This window comes from Yersinia pekkanenii (assembly GCF_001152565.1).
Classification (GTDB): Bacteria; Pseudomonadota; Gammaproteobacteria; order Enterobacterales; family Enterobacteriaceae; genus Yersinia; species Yersinia pekkanenii.
Map to the genome: position 1 here is coordinate 74,774 of NZ_CQAZ01000007.1, position 18,556 is coordinate 93,329.

An 18,556-nucleotide genomic window follows, 5' to 3' on the forward strand; every position below is an offset into this window, starting at 1 on the left:
AAGGGAGATCCGGACTCTTGGGGTAATGGTTGAGCTGGCTGTTTCATCGATGATGGTTTCATCCGCTCTCACCCCATAACAAAGTCTTCGTTACACCGTTTGACAATCTGGGATTTCCTTTGCGGCCGTTGCTGTTACAACAGATTGCTTACCGCTGCCGCCTGCTGCCTGCCCCTCGCCGCTGTCACTGTCCTGCTCCAAACGGAAAACAGATACTGCATTGGAGAGCATACTTGCCTGCTCTTCCAGTGCATTAGCCGCAGCCGCAGCCTCTTCCACTAATGCGGCATTTTGCTGAGTGACCTGATCCATCTGTGTTACCGCGAGTGAAACCTGCTCAATGCCCCGGCTTTGTTCATCCGATGCGGAAGCGATTTCACCCATAATGTCGGTAACCCGAGTCACTGAGCGAACGATCTCTTCCATGGTAGTACCCGCATTTTCAACCAGTGTCGATCCCTGGCGAACACGGTTGACCGATTCATCGATCAACCCTTTAATTTCTTTTGCTGCCTGCGCACTGCGCTGAGCTAAATTACGGACTTCCCCTGCGACTACAGCAAAACCACGGCCTTGTTCACCGGCACGAGCGGCCTCAACCGCAGCATTTAGCGCCAAAATATTAGTTTGGAAGGCAATACCATCAATAACACTGGTAATAGCAGCAATCTTCTTCGAACTGGTCGCGATATCATGCATAGTCGTCACGACACTGCGGGTCAATTCGCCCCCTTTAGCCGCCGTTCCGGACGCATCTTGCGCCAGTTGTGTTGCCTGACGGGCGTTATCAGCATTCTGTTTCACCGTAGCCGTGAGCTGCTCCATACTGGCTGCAGTTTGTTCCAATGACGCCGCCTGCTGTTCGGTTCTTGCCGATAAGTCATTGTTACCGGCAGATATTTCCTGGATACCCGTCAGCATCGCTTCAGTACCATCACGCACATCGCTAACCGTGGTTATCAATGAGTGTTGCATGGTGCGCAAACTGGCAAACAGTTGGCTAATTTCATTGCGACCAGCAACATAAATCTGGCCGGATAAATCTCCCTGAGCGATGCGATCGAAATGCGCACGCATAATCTTCAGTGGAGTGACGAACATGGTGCGTAGCCAGACCAGTGAAGAAATTGCCATCATTATCACCATTAAGATCGCACCACCAAAGATCCACATTGATAGATGGTAAGCCTGTTGATTCTGAGTGCCTGCGTCGGCAATCACTTCATTGGCATACTGTAAATACTGTACAAAATCAGCTTCAAACAAATCCTGTGTTTTCTGGGTAGGTTGGTCCATAAAGCCTTGTAAATTGCCGGCCTCCAGAAAATCGATTAATTGTCGTAACGAGGTACGTAAATTCTGATAACTTTTTTGAGTGGCATCCAACAACTCGCCGCCGGTATCACTCTCATCAAGACGCGGCACCGCCAGGAACTGATTAAAATAGAGATCCGCTTTCTGTAATGAGCTGCGCGCATTGCCCATTAACGCGTTGACTTGCTCCTGAGGTACTTTGAGAGCAGAGCGAGTCCCCGCTCGGTTTAAGGTATTACGCGCTTGCAGCAAGGATACCCAGCTAAGGCTTAATGCATCCCGTTGCTGACTACTGAGATCCACACGGTTTAAATTTTGATAGTCTGAGCGAAAAGCAGTAAATGACAGACCACTGGAAATTAACTGTATCGAGCAAATCAATATCAGTAACAGGAAAAAGCTGGTAGAAATCCGGATTCGGCCAAACATCGTAACCTCTTCTCAGCCGGTTCATTGACCGGCTTTATCTATTTTCTGTAGGGTTATTTAGAAAGTTTCCCAATTATTTTGTAGGTCACTTCCCAATGTTTTTTTAGCAGCACCGTTCAGGTCCGGTGTCGGTTGCTTGATTTTTTTGACATTTTTTGTGGTACTCGCGTTATCCATATTCAGGACAAATACGGACATCGATTGGGTTAACATACTGGCTTGCTCTTCCAGCGCTGCGGCAGCAGACGCAGACTCTTCCACTAAAGCGGCGTTTTGCTGGGTCACACGGTCCATTTCAGTTACCGCCTGGCCCACTTGTTCGATACCACGACTTTGTTCATCAGAAGCAGAGGCTATTTCGCCCATAATGTCGGTAACGCGCGTCACCGCATTGACGATATCGCCCATCGTCTCACCGGCACTTTCAACCAGCACTGACCCCATGTCGACACGGTTAACTGAATCTTCGATCAAGCCCTTAATTTCTTTCGCTGCCTGCGCACTGCGTTGTGCCAAATTGCGCACTTCACCGGCGACCACAGCAAAACCACGGCCTTGCTCACCCGCACGGGCAGCTTCAACGGCAGCGTTCAATGCCAGGATATTGGTTTGGAAGGCGATACCGTCGATGACGCTGGTGATATCAGCAATTTTCTGCGAACTACCGGCAATCTCGTGCATGGTTTGCACCACGTTCGCCACCACTTTCCCACCTTTCAGTGCTGTTTCTGATGCACTCAATGCCAGTTGGCTGGCTTGACGGGCATTCTCAGCATTCTGTTTCACAGTCGCGGTTAACTGCTCCATACTGGCGGCGGTTTCTTCCAATGATGCTGCTTGCTGTTCAGTACGGGCCGACAGATCGTTGTTACCGGCGGAAATTTCCGATGCGCCGCTGTAGATGGCATCGGCCCCTAAACGCACATCGCTCACGGTTGTAATCAACTCAGATTGCATGTGTTTCAAGCTGGCAGCCAAGGTGCCCATTTCGTTACGGCTATGCACTTCAATGGTCTGTGTTAAGTCACCATTGGCGATATGTTTAATATGCTCAATCACGTGTTTCAACGGGTTAATCAAGATGTGTTGCATACCCAGCCAAACAAGGATAATCACCGCCAATACTGCAATCAGCACGGTAACAATCACCCCCATAGCAAAACTAAATGACTGGTTGCTGTCTTCCACTGCGGAGGCATAAAGGCGATCGTTTTGTGCCAGGTAAGTGTTGTAATCCTGCTCAAAAGCATTTTGGAAACTGGACGTGGGTTGCTCGAAGAACTCATTAATCTTACCCGACTCCATCAATTGGATAAGCTCGGTCAATGCACCAAAATATTGGTCATAGGTCTGTTTTAATTTTTTAGCAGATTCTGTATCTTGTCGACTATCCAGCGGAATTTGTTCGTAACTTTTAAAACGATCCGCCGCTACACCCAGTGTCCCTTTGGCTGACGCCAACAGGTCATTCACCGTAGGGCCACTGCCAGTATGATTCACATCCATCATGTAACGGATGCCAGCACGGTTCAGCGTATTGCGTGTTTGCAGCAGATTGACCCAGCTCTCATTCAAAACCGACTGCTGCTGACGGATAACGTGTAAAACCGCGAAGTTTTCCTTGTCATTTTTCAGAGAATTAAAGAAAAGCCCACCAGACACCAGTTGTAAGGCACCAAATAGCACTAACACCAGCAGCAGGCTGGTGACCACTTTCATACGCTTGAACATGTTATCCCTTCATAAGTGCATCAAAATACAGGTACGCCAAAATATAAGACGTCTAATTAAGTGTATTATCGGCACTGATGGAGGGAACTTTACCGATGAAAGGGATTATTTTAGCGGGATGGCAGTAAATGTTAACAGTTTGATCTGGCCGGTATGAACGCGCAAACCACAGGAGCAGGTGGACCGGTGTGTCCCCCTGCTCGGTTAAGGCAATCATGGTCAGAGGGTCACCGAACGATTATCAACCGATAACCTGTTCACTTAACCTTTAGATACTGAATCAATCAGCGACATCTCTTCACTGCTCAGCAGCTTTTCAATATCAACCAGAATCAGCATTCTTTCCCCAAGAGAACCTAAACCCGTCAGATACTCCGTCGCCAAAGTTACGGCGAATTCGGGGGCCGGCCGGATCTGTTCAGTGGTTAATGACAACACATCAGAGACACCATCAACGACAATACCGACCACACGCTGATCAAAATTCAGCACAATCACCACGGTATTTTCGTTATAACTGACGCCCTTTTGAGCAAATTTAACCCGTAAGTCAATAATAGGAACAATGACACCACGTAAGTTAGTGACACCTTTAATGAAAGCCGGGGTGTTAGCGATACGGGTCACCTGATCGTAACCACGGATCTCTTGCACTTTCAGAATATCAATGCCGTACTCTTCATCGCCCAGCGTAAAAATCAGGAACTCTTGTCCTACCGTTTCGCCAGCCAGCTTCGTGACGGTTGCCAGTCCTGCCATGTTTTTACCCTTCAATCAGTAGGTTGAATTTATGTTTTTTCCGGACCGGGAAGACTTTTCGCGGCCCTATACCTGTTTTCATACGAATGCCATACCGGCGGGTAAATCAGCTATGCGACAGCGATATCCTCAGCCGTTACACGCTTTTCCCGGTTTAAAGCCTGTAACGCTGACACATCAACAATCAGTGCCACACTGCCATCACCCAATATGGTCGCGGCTGAAATTCCTGGAACCTTGCGGTAGTTACTTTCCAGATTTTTCACAACCACCTGATGCTGGCCAATCAATTGGTCTACCAATAGTGCATAACGACGCCCGGCACTTTGCAGAATGACAACAATGCCCTGAGTGGCTTCCGTTTTAGCATTTTCAACATCAAATACCCGGTACAATTCAACCAGCGGTAAATATTCACCACGCACTTGTAATACGCGTTCACCACCGGCTAACGGGTGTAAATCTTCAGCCAAGGGTTGCAGTGATTCCATGACCGCATTCAATGGCAAAATGAAAACTTCATCACTGACTTTTACCGACATGCCATCAAGAATAGCCAAGGTTAATGGCAACAGAATACGGATAGAGGTGCCAAGACCGGCCTGGAAACTGACTTGTACGTGGCCCCCCATTTCCTGAATATTTCGCTTAACCACATCCATCCCAACGCCACGACCGGAAACATCAGTGACCTGCTCGGCGGTAGAGAATCCCGGCGCGAAAATGAGCATCCCGACATCTTCATCGCTCATATGCTCATTGACCACCATCCCCTGAGACTGTGCTTTTGCCAAAATTTTCTGTCGGTTCAGCCCTGCGCCATCATCCAGCACTTCGATACAAATGTTGCCGCCCTGATGCTCTGCTGACAGCGTCAGATTCCCCACGGGGTGTTTACCTGCCGTGATGCGGGTTGCCGCATCTTCAATGCCGTGGTCCAGACTGTTACGCACCAGATGGGTTAGGGGATCGATGATGCGTTCAATCAGGCTTTTATCCAGTTCCGTCGAACTGCCGAGTAACGTCAGTTCAACTTGCTTATTGAGTTTACTGGCCAAGTCACGCACCAACCGTGGGAAACGACTGAATACATATTCCATCGGCATCATGCGGATAGACATGACCGACTCTTGCAGATCACGTGCATTACGTTCCAACTGCCCCATACTATTGAGCAGATCGCCGTTAATCACCGGGTCCAATATGCTGGAGCGCTGTGCCAGCATCGATTGGGTGATAACCAATTCACCCACCAGATTAATCAACTGGTCAACTTTCTCAACCGCCACTCGGATACTGGTCGATTCACTGGCTTTCGCTTTACGTTTCACCTGTTCCTGACTGGCAGGTACAGCAATGGCATTAGCTTTTGCGGTGCTTTTTACGTCATCAGCCGGAGCCGCCACCGCCTGAGTCACTCCTGCGATAACCGGTGCTACAACCGCATTCTCAGTCTGTTGCGCCGATTCGGCTGGGACAAAACTTATCTGCTCAGGTTCCAACACAAAACACAACACCGCACTGATGTCATCTTCACTGACCGATGTTATTAAGGTCGCTTCAAGGCTATCAGCACGTTGCTGTGGGTCTTTCACTTCACCCAAGTTGCCCAGTTCTTCCAACATCAGCGGGATCTCTTGTTCTTTCAGGCCAGACAGACGAATGCGCATTCCGCCCTGAACCAAGGCGGGTGATTTACCACTGATTTTGGTGTCAGACGCTGAGGTGACCGTATTAGCAACGGTCTGCTGTTCTAACGCTTCAAGTGCCAACTGGCGCAATGCGTGGCAGATATACTCGAAGCTTTCCGCATTAGGTTGCTGAGAAGTTTTGTAGGCGTCCAACTGTTCTTGCATAATATCTTTCGTTTCCAAAAACAGATTGATGATATCAGTGCTCAGGCGCATCTCATCGCGGCGGGCACCATCCAACAGGTTTTCCAACAGATGGGTTGTCTCTTGTAAGACCGTAAAACCAAACGTCGCCGCACCGCCCTTGATCGAATGAGCAGCACGGAAAATAGCATTGAGTTGTTCATTGTCTGGTGCCAACGGGTCCAGCAATAACAAGTGCTGTTCCATATCAGCCAGCAGTTCATCTGCTTCATCAAAAAAAGTCTGATAAAACGCAGTAATATCCATGCTCACGGTGTCACCTCTACTGTGCGTCGCGGCTTGTCGGAGAGACCACGGCATTACTTGCAGGAGCCGCTGGCAACGATGTCGTTGGTCCGGTGGCAACTGGAGTGATGTTCCCGGTGCTCGATTGTGGTGTTTGTGGCGCTATTGCAGGCTGCGCTATCGTTTTCACCGGTTCAGTCGGTGTGACTACCGGCAGCCCTACTGACGTTCCCGCTGGCGGTGTGACCGGAGGCATCGCCGTTGGTGTGGTGCCACTGGTTTCAATCTGCTTCAAGTTCGCCGCTTTCTCTATATCCAGCGCGTTGTTATCTAAATTCTCATGCTCAATATCATGTTGAGTCTGTTTGTTCAGGACTAAAATACTGATGCGGCGGTTAACCGGATCATCTGATGTCTGCTCTTTCAGACGCATCGTTGAGGCCATGCCCACGACTCGCAATACCTTACCCTCATCCAAACCACCGGCCAACAATTCACGTCGTGAAGCATTCGCGCGATCAGCCGATAACTCCCAGTTGCTATAACCCCGTTCGCCAGTGGCATACGGCAGATCATCGGTATGACCAGACAAACTAATTTTGTTCGGTATGTCATTCAAAATAGGCGCTATTGCACGTAAAATATCGCGCATGTACGGCTCGACCTGCGCACTCCCCATCTTAAACATTGGCCGGTTTTGGCTATCGATAATCTGAATTCTCAGGCCTTCATCCATCATGTTAATGAGCAAATGCGGCCGCAAAGCTCTCAGCCTTGGATCAGATTCGATTAACTGATCCAGCTTTTCCCGTAATTTATTCAGGCGGTATTCTTCTTTCCGGCTTTCTTCAGAATCAATCTGCTTGCGCACTTCGCCCACTTGTTGGGTAGGATCATCACCGCCTCCTGGAATGAGGCTGGTACTGGAACTGCTTTTATCACCGCTGGTCAACGCGACTTTCAATGGCGTTCGAAAATAATCTGCAATCTGCGCCAGCTCTTGCGGGCTGGAAACCGATAGCAACCACATCACCAGAAAGAAGGCCATCATCGCGGTCATAAAGTCAGCGTAAGCAATTTTCCATGACCCGCCATGATGCGCAACACCGTGCTTGGCTTTTCGTTTTCTGACCAGAATAACGGGATAACTCTGATGCTTCATGCGTCCTCTTCTGTCGTTTGCTGTGCTGGAGCTTTCACTCTGCGCACATGCTCCTCCAGCTCAATGAACGATGGGCGTTCTGTGGTGTAGAGCGTTTTACGACCAAATTCCACGGCAATTTGCGGTGCATATCCGTTCAGACTGGACAACAGTGTCACCTTGATGCACTGCATCATTTTGGTGGTTTCTGCACTCTGTTGACGCAATAAGGTCGCCAAAGGTGAAATAAATCCATATGCCAGCAAAATACCCAAAAACGTCCCCACCATCGCATGGGCAATTAGCGCGCCAAGTTCTGCGGCAGGCCGGTCTGCAGAAGCCAATGCATGTACCACCCCCATCACCGCGGCAACAATACCGAATGCGGGGAGAGAATCACCCACCATCGCCAGACTGCCTGCAGGAACCTCGCACTCTTGCTCGTGGGTCTCGATCTCTTCATCCATCAATGCTTCAATTTCAAAAGCATTCATATTTCCGCTAACAATTAATCGCAAATAATCAGTAATAAACTCTACTAATAACTTATCGGCCAAAATCCGCGGATAATTAGAGAAAATTTCACTTTCACGCGTATTCTCTATATCCCGTTCCAGTGACAACATCCCCTGTTGGCGAGATTTTGCTAATAAGCGGTAAAGTAGCGCCATTAAGTCCATATAGAGGATTTTGTTATATTTAGAGCGACGCATCAGTTTTGGCATCGCCTTCATTGTGGCTTTTATCGCTTTACCATTGTTACCCACAATAAATGCGCCAATACCCGCGCCGCAGATAATTAAAAATTCAGCCGGTTGATAGAGAGCGCCGAGGTGACCACCAACAATAATGTAGCCGCCAAAAACCGCACCTAAGACAATGAGATAACCCAAAATAACTAACACGCGACATCCTTAGCAAAGTGTGTGGGTGGAAGGTGAGGTGTTAGCACCCTTTGAGTGCGATGGATTGCCATTAACTGACGACAGAAACGGTATCCATACCGCCGCTGTAAGCAAAAAATCTGGCAACTCAACGAAACTCAAACTGCGCGTCTAACCTGCTCATCCAGCAGTTGTGAAGTAATATCGGCAGATTGCGGCGAAAGTTTACGTTTTTTTACTGCGCGGGAGGGGGGCTGGCAAAGACTGCAAACAAAACTGTTGCGTGGCAGATGCGCATGGGTGATAAAAGTCCCCCCACAGCAGTTGCAACCCGAGAGCTGCAACATACCACTGTCGACAAATCGAACCAACGTCCATGCTCGGGTTAACGCCAGCAATGGTGGGATCCCCGACAGTTCAGGGCACTGTTCGAGATAAAGACGGTAAGCCTTAATCACAGCCTCAACACCGGTGCATTGCCCACTTTTTAGCAAGAAGCTGTAAGCGTTATAAAACATCGATGAGTGGATATTTTGTTCCCAGGTCATAAACCAATCGGTTGAAAACGGCAACATTCCTTTCGGTGGCGGACTGCCTCTCAGCTCTTTGTAGAGTTTAATTAAGCGGCCCCGGCTGAGTTGAGTTTCGCTTTCAAGCATCTGCAAACGTGCGCCTAAAGTAATCAACTCCATGGCCAAATGAATGTCTTTGGCTTCCTGAACAATACTTTTAGTCATGCTCTTTTCTTAGGCTCACTACCGTCTTTTAACGATAGCTGGTGGAGTAAGTGACTCGACAATAAAATTCCTGTGTGGATTTGCTGCAAATCATCCACACGAGATTCTTTCGTCAGATGATGAATAGTATTGTGATCACTGAAACGGAAATGACAGACTAATTGGTTAGTTTCAGCCAATTTAACCATTTGCGGTAACGTTAACTGTGATAATGCATCAGCCATAGTGTCAGTAATACCAAGGCGAAACATGGCGGAGGCTTTCTCATCGTTAATTAACCGTTGCGCTAAAAGCAAATATGACAAATTAATATCATAAATATGTTTGAGTAATTCAGACGTACTCATTTTATACATCCCGACTGATTATGTTTTAAAACATAAATTGGATGATAGTATTCTTCACCCACGACCAGGGATCCTTCCCGTTATACAGTTAATTAGAACTTATAGAACTCAAAGTAATTGAAAGCGGTTATTGGTGTCGCACTACAAAAAATACCATTTTGGTATGAAACAACATGTCGCGGACCTGGCAGGTATATTTTATGCCGCTCTTATCGTGCATCTACGCCATGAAACTTTTCTTACAAAATATTAGGATTATTCTTAAAGAGGCCCAACTCTACTCCCGAATCGTCAGCACATACAATGTGACTAGCGATTCATTTTAAATGTAATGTGATGAGCATCACAAAAATAAAATATAAATAGGTTGGCCCTCCGCTTATTTGAGCATTTTTCACCCACCACGGCGTTCAAAAAATAGCCACAAGTCAGAAACGAGCTAAAAAAACAAAGATATGAGCCTGATTATTGGCATTTTTAGATCGGTTCGAACAAAAACACTCCCAAAGTAAAATAACAGAACATAAATCTGTAATAACCTAAAATTATCAGCATTAATATCTAATGATCGGCTTTGTAATTCGGCAATCCTATAAATAACCAGCCGAAACTATTTTGTTTTAACGAATATTTATGCGATTACAAAAAACGCCACTTACCGATTATTTATTGGCCTATTTACCTTTTAGTATTAAAAAAGTCGACAATACGTATTAAAAAAGGCAACAGAGGTAACGACATGTTTCACGCTTGATCGAACGCGCATATTTATTCAGTTATAGACGCAACACAGCTTCATATCAGCAATGTCGTAAGGGCTAATAAATGAAACGTAAGACCATATAATAAATAACATATTAAACAATAAATTCACATTTAAGCTTAAAACCCTTATTTTAATTAACCTCCACTGCAACCCACATTATTGGCGGCCCGAAGCCAAATGTGAGTAACATCCCATTTCTCAAATAGGTATTCCCCTAACCTTCATACTATAGCTATGCTTATGGGAGTTCGATAATGGGATACAGGAATGTATTGGTCGCAGTTGCACTTTCACCCGATAGCCAACAATTGGTTGATAAAGCTGTTTCCATAGTTCGACCTTACAATGGTAGGGTGTCGTTGATTACCCTGACAACTGAACCAGAAATGTACAGTAGCTGTGCCGCACCCATGTTGAGTGGCTTACGATCGGTGTTACAAGAAGAAGCGCAGTTGTTTATGGGAGAATTAGCGATTAATGCAAGTTATCCCATTGAAAATAAATCCGTTGTTCATGGTGAGTTTGCCGACAGCCTGGCTTACTTTTGCAAACAGCAGAATATTGATTTGGTGATATGCGGCAACCACAGTATGAGGCTGATGAATAAATTCTCCTGCTCAGCCGCACGGCTAATAAATACCAGTACTGTCGATGTGCTGATTGTGCCTCTTTAACTACCCCATCACTTTCACCTAACACCCGTTAGCCTGGCTGGCTGGCAGCGCCCTTCTCTGCGATTGCCGCACTATTAGCTGCAACCATACCGCAAAATTCTACTATTATTTTTAACAGTTGTTATTTTCACTACTCGCATTTTACTCCGTCCAAGTAAGGGAATCTGATGCCTCAAGATAAAATCAAAAACCGCCGTATTCTGCTGGCTTCACGCCCTCATGGCACACCGACCAGCGAAAATTTCATGTTAGATACGCAACTTATTCCCCAGCCTGGCGCGGGTGAAGTGCTACTGCGGACTCGCTATCTGTCCCTTGATCCTTATATGCGTGGCCGTATGAGCGACGTACCCTCATATGCAGATCCAATTAAGATTGGTGATGTGATGGTCGGCGGTACCGTCTCACGGGTTGAAGTCTCAAAACATCCGGATTTTCAGGTAGGTGATTGGGTTCTGGCCCAAAGCGGCTGGCAGGATTATGCATTATCGGACGGTTCTGATATCCGTAATCTTGGCCCACAACTCACCCATCCTTCACGAGCCTTGGGTGTGCTCGGCATGCCTGGTTTCACCGCTTATATGGGGCTATTGGATATTGGTCAACCCAAAGAAGGCGAAACCTTGGTGGTTGCCGCAGCGAGTGGGGCCGTCGGCTCAGTCGTTGGGCAAATAGGTAAACTAAAAGGGTGTAAAGTGGTCGGCATTGCTGGCGGTGCAGAAAAATGCCGTTATGTGATAGAAGAGCTGGGTTTCGACGCCTGTATTGATCACCGGGCCACCGATTTTGTGCAACAATTGGAGAAAGCCTGTTCTGAGGGTATTGATATCTATTACGAAAATGTGGGCGGCGCGGTATTTGATGCGGTTTTGCCATTGCTCAACACACACGCCAGAATTCCGGTTTGTGGCTTAATAGCACACTACAATGATACCGAATTACCTGATGGCCCAGATAGATTACCGCTGTTACAAAGCATCATTTTACGTAAACGAATTCGGATGCAAGGGTTTATCATTTTTGATGATTACGCCCACCATTACGATGATTTTCTGCAACAAATGACGGAATGGGTTGAAAAAGGCAAAATCAAGTTCCGCGAAGACTTGGTAGAAGGATTGGAAAATGCGCCACAAGCCTTTATCGGCCTGTTGGAAGGCAAGAACTTTGGTAAACTGGTCATTCGCGTCAGTAGCGAATAATGGCTAGCGTTCCGGGGCCAATTGGCCCCGGATGTTTTACCTAACATGGCGTGATGCAAACAGCAATAGAAAACAGTTAGAACCACGTGCCGAAGCGACGGATATAAAACTGTTTCATCAGTTGCGCAACCACACAGTAGCTTATCAAGGTGCCCACTAACCATGGGAAATATTGCCATGGTAAGGGTTCCAGCCCAACTAATGCCCCTAATGGGGAGAACGGAATATAGATGCCTATCGCCATGATTAACCCAGTCGTCAATAATACTGGCAGTGCAGCGGTACTTTGAATAAACGGAATTTTTTTCGTGCGCAACATATGAACCACTAACGTCTGCGACAACAAACCTTCAATAAACCAACCTGATTGGAACAAAGCCTGATGCTCGACACTGTTGGCGGCAAAAACAAACCACATCAGCGCAAAGGTTGTGATATCAAAAATTGATGAGGTTGGCCCAATCCATAGCATAAAGCGGCCGATATTTTTAGCATCCCACTTACGCGGTTTACGTAAAAACTCTTTATCCATTTTATCCCAGGGTAGCGAGAGCTGGGAAATGTCATACATCAGGTTTTGTAACAGTAAGTGGATGGCCAACATCGGCAAGAATGGAATAAATGCGCTGGCAACCAATACCGAAAATACATTACCAAAGTTAGAACTGGCGGTCATATTCAGATATTTTATGATATTACCGAAGGTTTCACGTCCGATGATCACCCCCTCTTCCAGCACCATCAGATTCTTTTCCAACAGAATAATATCTGCCGACTCTTTAGCAATATCAGTACCGGTGTCGACCGATATTCCCACATCAGCATCGCGCAATGCAGGAGCATCGTTGATCCCATCCCCCAGAAAACCGACAGTATGCCCATTGCTTTGCAGCATTTTCAGCACCCGTGATTTTTGCAGTGGCGTCAGCTTAGTAAATACCGTGCGCAGCTCCACTTCCCTTGCCAGGGTTTCATCATCCATACTTTCAATATCACGGCCACTCAGCGGTTCTCCTGGATCCAAACCAACATCCCGGCAGATTTTTGCCGTAATAACTGGGTTGTCGCCGGTTAATACTTTCACTGCCACGCCATTTTCCCGTAATGCAGTGATGGCGGCCTCAGCACTTTCTTTAGGCGGGTCAAGGAAAGTCAGCAACCCTTGCACCACCAAATCACGCTCATCCGCAATATTTAGCGGTAACTCGCTGGGCTGAACACCTAATTCACGCGTCGCCAGCAGCAAAACACGAAATCCATCTTCATTATATTGCGTGGACAGCGCCAATAATTCGGCTCTGCGGGCTTCATCCAATGGGCGAATTTCATCGCCCTCACGGACTTGGGTACAGATGCTTAGCATCTCCTCCACGGCACCTTTGCAGATTAAACGCTGCTGTTGCTGCTCATTTTTTACTACGATAGATAAACGGCGACGAATAAAATCAAAAGGTAATTCATCAACTTTATTAAAGCTGCGTAAGGCATCTATCTCTGGTTTACCACGACTGAACTTAATGACCGCCTGGTCCATCAGATTACGCATACCACTTTGATGGAAACTGTTAAGCCATGCCAATTGCAGAACTTGGCTGTCATTGTGGCCGGTTGCATCCAAATGGTGCTCAAGGATGATTCTGTCTTGCGTTAATGTGCCCGTTTTATCGGTACACAGCACATCCATGGCACCGAAGTTTTGTATTGCGTTCAGTCGCTTAACCACAACTTTGCGCCGCGACATCGCGATGGCACCTTTGGCCAGGTTAGAACTGACAATCATCGGCAACATCTCGGGGGTCAAGCCGACCGCGACGGCCAATGCAAACAATGCCGCCTCAGTCCAATCCCCTTTTGTAAAGCCATTAATCAGTAATACAATAGGTACCATTACCAACATAAAGCGGATCAATAACCAACTAACGCTGTTAACACCGCGATCAAATGCAGTTTGAGCGCGATTGCCGACAATAGATTTAGCCAGCGTCCCGAAATAAGTCTGCCCGCCGGTGGCAATAACCACTGCCATAGCCGTTCCGCTGGCTACGTTAGTCCCCATCAGACAGATATTGGACAATTCGAGTAACTCACTTTCGCTACTGGCATCGCCATCAACTGATTTTGAGCTGATTGCCCCCATGGCATCATACTTTTCAATGGGTATGGCTTCTCCGGTTAAAATCGCCTGGCTGATAAACAAATCTCTGGATTTAATCAGACGTAAATCTGCCGGGATCATATCTCCAGCCGACAGTAGAATAATATCCCCCGGCACCAGTAGTTTAATCGCAATTTCCTGTTTTGCCGGTTGAGCGCTATGGCTGTTACGGCGCAATACTGTTGCCGTGGTACGCACCATCGATTTCAGTGCCTCAGCTGCTTTATTGGTCCGATATTCCTGCCAAAAACGCAGCAAACCACTGATCAATACCATCGTCACAATGATACTGGCTCCCACCAGATCGGTTTCCTCACCACGTTGCAATGGCAACCAATAATCAGTAAAGAAACTGATTGCTGCCAACACTATCAAAACAAAAATAAAGGGGTTATTAAATGCAGCCAGTAACTGAGTCAGTGCAGGTGGTGCCTTCTCATGTGCAACCTGATTGATACCGTATAACTCCAACCGTTCTCTGGCGTCCTCTTCTGTCAGGCCATTTAAATTTGCATTCAGCTTGGATAATGTTTGATCCAGGCTATTTTTGGCTTCCAGTGCAATAGCAAAAGTCTTGTTATTATTGCCACGGCTGGTGACTGTCTTTTTAAATTTGGTCATAACACTTCTCTTTTAATTCTAAACGCACAGGACCTACCCGCTCAAATATTGAGAGATAAATGTGCTGAACTATTATTGCGCTGCCAACTTTATAGTTAATTAGCAGCGACTAATTAAGTTAACTCCGGGGTGGTCGTCCATAACAACTCCTTACTGCCACATAGGTCAGTATTTGATTATTTACTGTTAAACTTGATAATGTAGTTATTGCCTGAATTACTTTATATTAAGCCGGTAATTCAGAGACTACACGCCAATGAATAGCGCTGACACTCCGTTCCAAACTGACACGGCAAACAATACTTTCAATTTCTTTTTGTGCTGCTGGTGTCGCCATTATTTCAGCACAGACCTCTAACTGACCGGGCCTGGCAATATCGGCGCTACAAAGGGACTGCAAACGTAATGCCACACCATTTAATGCCTGCAATATAAGAGTACGAACTAAGACCTCATCTTCGGTGCCGCAGGTAACCTGAATTCGGTAGCGAACTTCTAAATCTACAGCTTGTTGCTGGGGCTGCATATTAATCCGCTGTGCAGCCTCACGTAGTAATATATTGGCACACAGGATGACCCCAGTGGCAACCACGGCATTCCAATACAATCCCAAACCGCAAAGCACACCAATACCCGCCGAACACCACAGTGTAGCCGCGGTGTTTAGGCCACGGATATTCATGCCTTCACGCATAATGACCCCCGCCCCCAGGAAGCCAATTCCTGAAACTACCTGAGCCGCAATACGACCAGGGCTATCAGGGGATGTGGCATAAGAGCTAAGGATAAATACCGCAGCGCCGGTTGCAACCAATGCATTAGTACGTAAACCCGCCATACGCTGACGCCATTGCCTTTCAGCGCCAATGAGTGCGCCCAGACACATCGCCAGTAATAAATTTATGACAAAAGGAGTTAATGCCATGATTCTCTCCATGAATTAATCATTGGTAGAATAATCATGTGCTATTTAGCACACAGGTAATTGTGCTGAGATATAACTCAGCAAAAACCGATGTTTATGCCTGGAGGAAATAATGCGTGGCTGTTAAATACCATAATAAAAACCCGAATTTATACCCTCGATGATTGAACATCGAGTTAAAATATCATATCCACAGTAATTGGAGTTATAACCAGATAGCGAGCAATAAACCCGAGAAATTGACTGACGTCATTATTTCGAGTAAATAAATTGTGCTAACACAACTATAGCTTCAAGTAATAAGGATATATTTGGGTATGCACAGCTCAGAAAATACAGAGAGGGTGCTGCCCGCCATTTTTCGGCAAGCAACAAATCAGTCGGAGATAGGTTAGCTTGCCTTGCTTATTTGACTACTACTTTGCGTATCCATTAGTTTCTCCCCGAAATTTTTCAAGAGTATAGTTGCGTATGATAATTATGTAAAGCCTATATTTCTAAACAAAACCTAAACCAACCTCAGGGAATTAAATAATAAAATTAAGATTGATAATATAGGATACCGATTAATTGCTTCACACTGTCAAATATCCTATTTCTGTAGATAGCATATATCTGGCAGATGTGGTCATCCACGGATCTCAACTGGGATGCTACCAACTTCAGCACTGGGGAAGATAATCCCCCCCATACCGGGCTGTGCTTGCTGGAGAAAATACTATCAAGCTATTGAGGTAATTACATAAATCTAATGACTCTTTAACCCAAATTGCGATCGTGATCTCATTTATAACTCTAACTATTTCAGTGCCGTTGCCGATAGGTTCTTAAAGGACTATTGAGATTATTTTAGATATTAAGGGTGGATTAATTTTAAGTAGCGATGCCTACACCCAAGGTAACTGGAGTTGCCGCTAACCAAGCGACAACTTCAGCTAAACAGGGTATATCAGGCAAGGGCCTTTCCTCGAGCGACTATAGAAACGGAACTGATAATGAAACGTGGAAGTACTCACCAGCCATTAGATATAAAAATAACGCCAGATTATAATAAAAATACGAAAGTATTGTTTGTTAACAATCTGCGTCTGGTCACTTTGTTTATCGTCATTTTGGCGGGAATACTGCTTTTATTTGCAGCGGCCATTGGTACATCTGGCTATTTTTTAAAGCAAAGCAACCAATCGCTGGAAGAAGCAACTCAAGAGCTAGGTATCCGCCTGGGCCTATCTGACAGCTCAAACGACCTGCGTACTGCACGTCTTATTCTGATTCAAGCGGCGTCATCAGCACGTATCGGTGATACCGAAGGTTATCAACAGGGCCTGACCAATGCTGAAAGGAATATCGCTCAGTCACAGCAAATGTTTAACCTCTACTATAATCGGCCGGTTAAATCCGAAACCGATACCGCTTTGGACGCGCCGCTGAAAAAAGCCTACGAGCAATATCGCGACGATGGGATAAAACTCATGTTGGATGCGACTAAAGAAGGACACTTTGAAGAAGTTATCTCGCTTGAAGCAGAAAAACTTAATCCGTTGGATAATGCTTACAATGAGCCACTATTAAAAGCTGTTAAATATCGCACAGAGCAAGCGAATCAAATTAATCAGACAGCCCAGCAACAAGCACGCCTCGGTTACATGCTGATGGGGGGGGCCTTTATTCTGGCTATTTTACTGACATTGATTGCTTTTTTAGTCATAAGTAAAGTCATTATCAAGCCAATTAATTGGCTGGTAGAACGTATTCAGCGTATTGCTCAAGGGGATCTGACACAAACTCCGGTCTCATTCGGCCGCAATGAAATCGGTGTCTTGGGCAACAACATCCAACAGATGCAGGACTCGTTATCCACCACCGTTGAGGCCGTCCGCAGCAGTGCTGAATCTATATACCAAGGATCGAGCGAAATTGCACTGGGCAATACCGATCTCTCTGCACGTACCGAGCAACAAGCGGCTTCACTTGAACAAACAGCCGCCAGCATGGAGCAACTGACCGCGACCGTGAAACAAAACGCGGAGAATGCTCACCATGCCAGCCAACTTGCAGCGAACGCTTCAGGTAAGGCTGCTCAGGGGGGAGACATCGTTAATGATGTTGTCAGCACTATGGATAAAATATCTCTCAGCTCAATGAAAATTGCTGAAATTACTAACGTAATTAATAGCATTGCATTCCAAACCAATATTCTGGCACTGAATGCTGCGGTTGAGGCAGCCCGCGCCGGTGAACAAGGCCGTGGCTTTGCAGTGGTCGCCAGTGAGGTCCGTAATCTGGCCCAGCGCAGTGCTGATGCCGCCAAAGAGATAGAATCGTTGATTGAAATCTCGGTTGATCTGATTGGTGATGGCTCAATTCTGGTGTCAGATGCAGGTAAAGCAATGAATGAGATCGTCACTGCCGTCACTCATGTCACTGACATTATGGGTGAAATTGCATCTGCTTCTGATGAACAGAGTCGAGGTATTAGTCAGGTTGCGCAAGCAGTTTCAGAGATGGACAATGTGACACAGCAAAACGCCTCTTTAGTACAGGAAGCCTCTGCCGCGGCGGCCTCTCTGGAACAACAAGCTGAAGTCTTGACTCAAGCTGTCGCGGTATTCCATTTAAGAGGCCGTAACCCTGCCCCGACGCTTAAAACGCCGGTATCAACCTCAACAGGCAAGCATAATGCAGCAGGGAATAAAAAGTCAGGCGATGACTCGCTGAATTGGGAAACGTTCTGAGTTATCGGTAGCAACA

13 protein-coding genes are annotated in these 18,556 nt (G+C 46.5%); 3 read left to right on the forward strand and 10 right to left on the reverse strand.

Going from position 1 to position 18,556, the window contains the following annotated elements; translation table 11 throughout:
* Window positions 1-90: 90 nt before the first annotated feature.
* The 8 genes from AEP37_RS05160 to flhD form a co-directional block, all read right to left on the reverse strand.
* On the reverse strand, window positions 91-1,743 hold the full coding sequence (locus AEP37_RS05160; RefSeq protein ID WP_049610872.1) for a methyl-accepting chemotaxis protein: 1,653 nt from the start codon (window positions 1,741-1,743) through the stop codon (window positions 91-93).
* A gap of 57 nt (window positions 1,744-1,800) precedes the next feature.
* Entirely contained in the window at window positions 1,801-3,474 is a 1,674-nt protein-coding gene (locus AEP37_RS05165; RefSeq protein ID WP_049610875.1) for a methyl-accepting chemotaxis protein, read from the reverse strand.
* Window positions 3,475-3,735: 261 nt separating this feature from the next.
* Window positions 3,736-4,233 carry a chemotaxis protein CheW gene (cheW, locus tag AEP37_RS05170; protein WP_049610877.1) on the reverse strand — a complete coding sequence of 166 codons (498 nt, stop codon included), beginning with the start codon at window positions 4,231-4,233 and terminating at the stop codon, window positions 3,736-3,738.
* Between the two features lie 110 nt (window positions 4,234-4,343).
* A complete protein-coding gene (cheA, locus tag AEP37_RS05175; protein WP_049610880.1) occupies window positions 4,344-6,374 on the reverse strand; it encodes a chemotaxis protein CheA in 2,031 nt (676 codons plus the stop codon).
* Between the two features lie 16 nt (window positions 6,375-6,390).
* Complete coding sequence (gene motB / locus AEP37_RS05180; RefSeq protein WP_049610883.1) at window positions 6,391-7,515, reverse strand: flagellar motor protein MotB; 1,125 nt, start codon at window positions 7,513-7,515, stop codon at window positions 6,391-6,393.
* Window positions 7,512-8,399: a flagellar motor stator protein MotA gene (motA, locus tag AEP37_RS05185; RefSeq protein WP_049610886.1), complete on the reverse strand. Its 888-nt coding sequence runs from the start codon at window positions 8,397-8,399 to the stop codon at window positions 7,512-7,514. The genes motB and motA overlap by 4 nt, the downstream gene beginning before the upstream one ends.
* 137 nt (window positions 8,400-8,536) lie before the next feature.
* Window positions 8,537-9,115 (reverse strand): flagellar transcriptional regulator FlhC, encoded by a 579-nt coding sequence (flhC, locus tag AEP37_RS05190; RefSeq protein ID WP_049610889.1) that lies wholly within the window; start codon window positions 9,113-9,115, stop codon window positions 8,537-8,539.
* A complete protein-coding gene (gene flhD / locus AEP37_RS05195) occupies window positions 9,112-9,462 on the reverse strand; it encodes a flagellar transcriptional regulator FlhD (RefSeq protein ID WP_049610891.1) in 351 nt (116 codons plus the stop codon). The genes flhC and flhD overlap by 4 nt, the downstream gene beginning before the upstream one ends.
* 1,020 nt (window positions 9,463-10,482) lie before the next feature.
* Here flhD and uspC point away from each other — a divergent pair.
* Both uspC and AEP37_RS05205 read left to right on the forward strand, forming a co-directional pair.
* Window positions 10,483-10,902: a universal stress protein UspC gene (uspC, locus tag AEP37_RS05200; protein ID WP_049610893.1), complete on the forward strand. Its 420-nt coding sequence runs from the start codon at window positions 10,483-10,485 to the stop codon at window positions 10,900-10,902.
* A 167-nt stretch (window positions 10,903-11,069) separates the two neighbouring features.
* Window positions 11,070-12,104 carry an NADP-dependent oxidoreductase gene (locus AEP37_RS05205; RefSeq protein WP_049610896.1) on the forward strand — a complete coding sequence of 345 codons (1,035 nt, stop codon included), beginning with the start codon at window positions 11,070-11,072 and terminating at the stop codon, window positions 12,102-12,104.
* Between the two features lie 76 nt (window positions 12,105-12,180).
* Here the strand turns inward: AEP37_RS05205 and mgtA are convergent, their stop codons facing one another.
* Window positions 12,181-14,880 carry a magnesium-translocating P-type ATPase gene (gene mgtA, locus AEP37_RS05210; protein ID WP_049610899.1) on the reverse strand — a complete coding sequence of 900 codons (2,700 nt, stop codon included), beginning with the start codon at window positions 14,878-14,880 and terminating at the stop codon, window positions 12,181-12,183.
* Window positions 14,881-15,106: 226 nt separating this feature from the next.
* Window positions 15,107-15,805, reverse strand: coding sequence for an MgtC family protein (locus AEP37_RS05215; protein ID WP_049610902.1), 699 nt, complete (start codon window positions 15,803-15,805; stop codon window positions 15,107-15,109).
* Window positions 15,806-16,800: 995 nt separating this feature from the next.
* Here AEP37_RS05215 and AEP37_RS05220 point away from each other — a divergent pair.
* On the forward strand, window positions 16,801-18,540 hold the full coding sequence (locus AEP37_RS05220; protein WP_049610905.1) for a methyl-accepting chemotaxis protein: 1,740 nt from the start codon (window positions 16,801-16,803) through the stop codon (window positions 18,538-18,540).
* The last annotated feature ends 16 nt before the right edge of the window (window positions 18,541-18,556 follow it).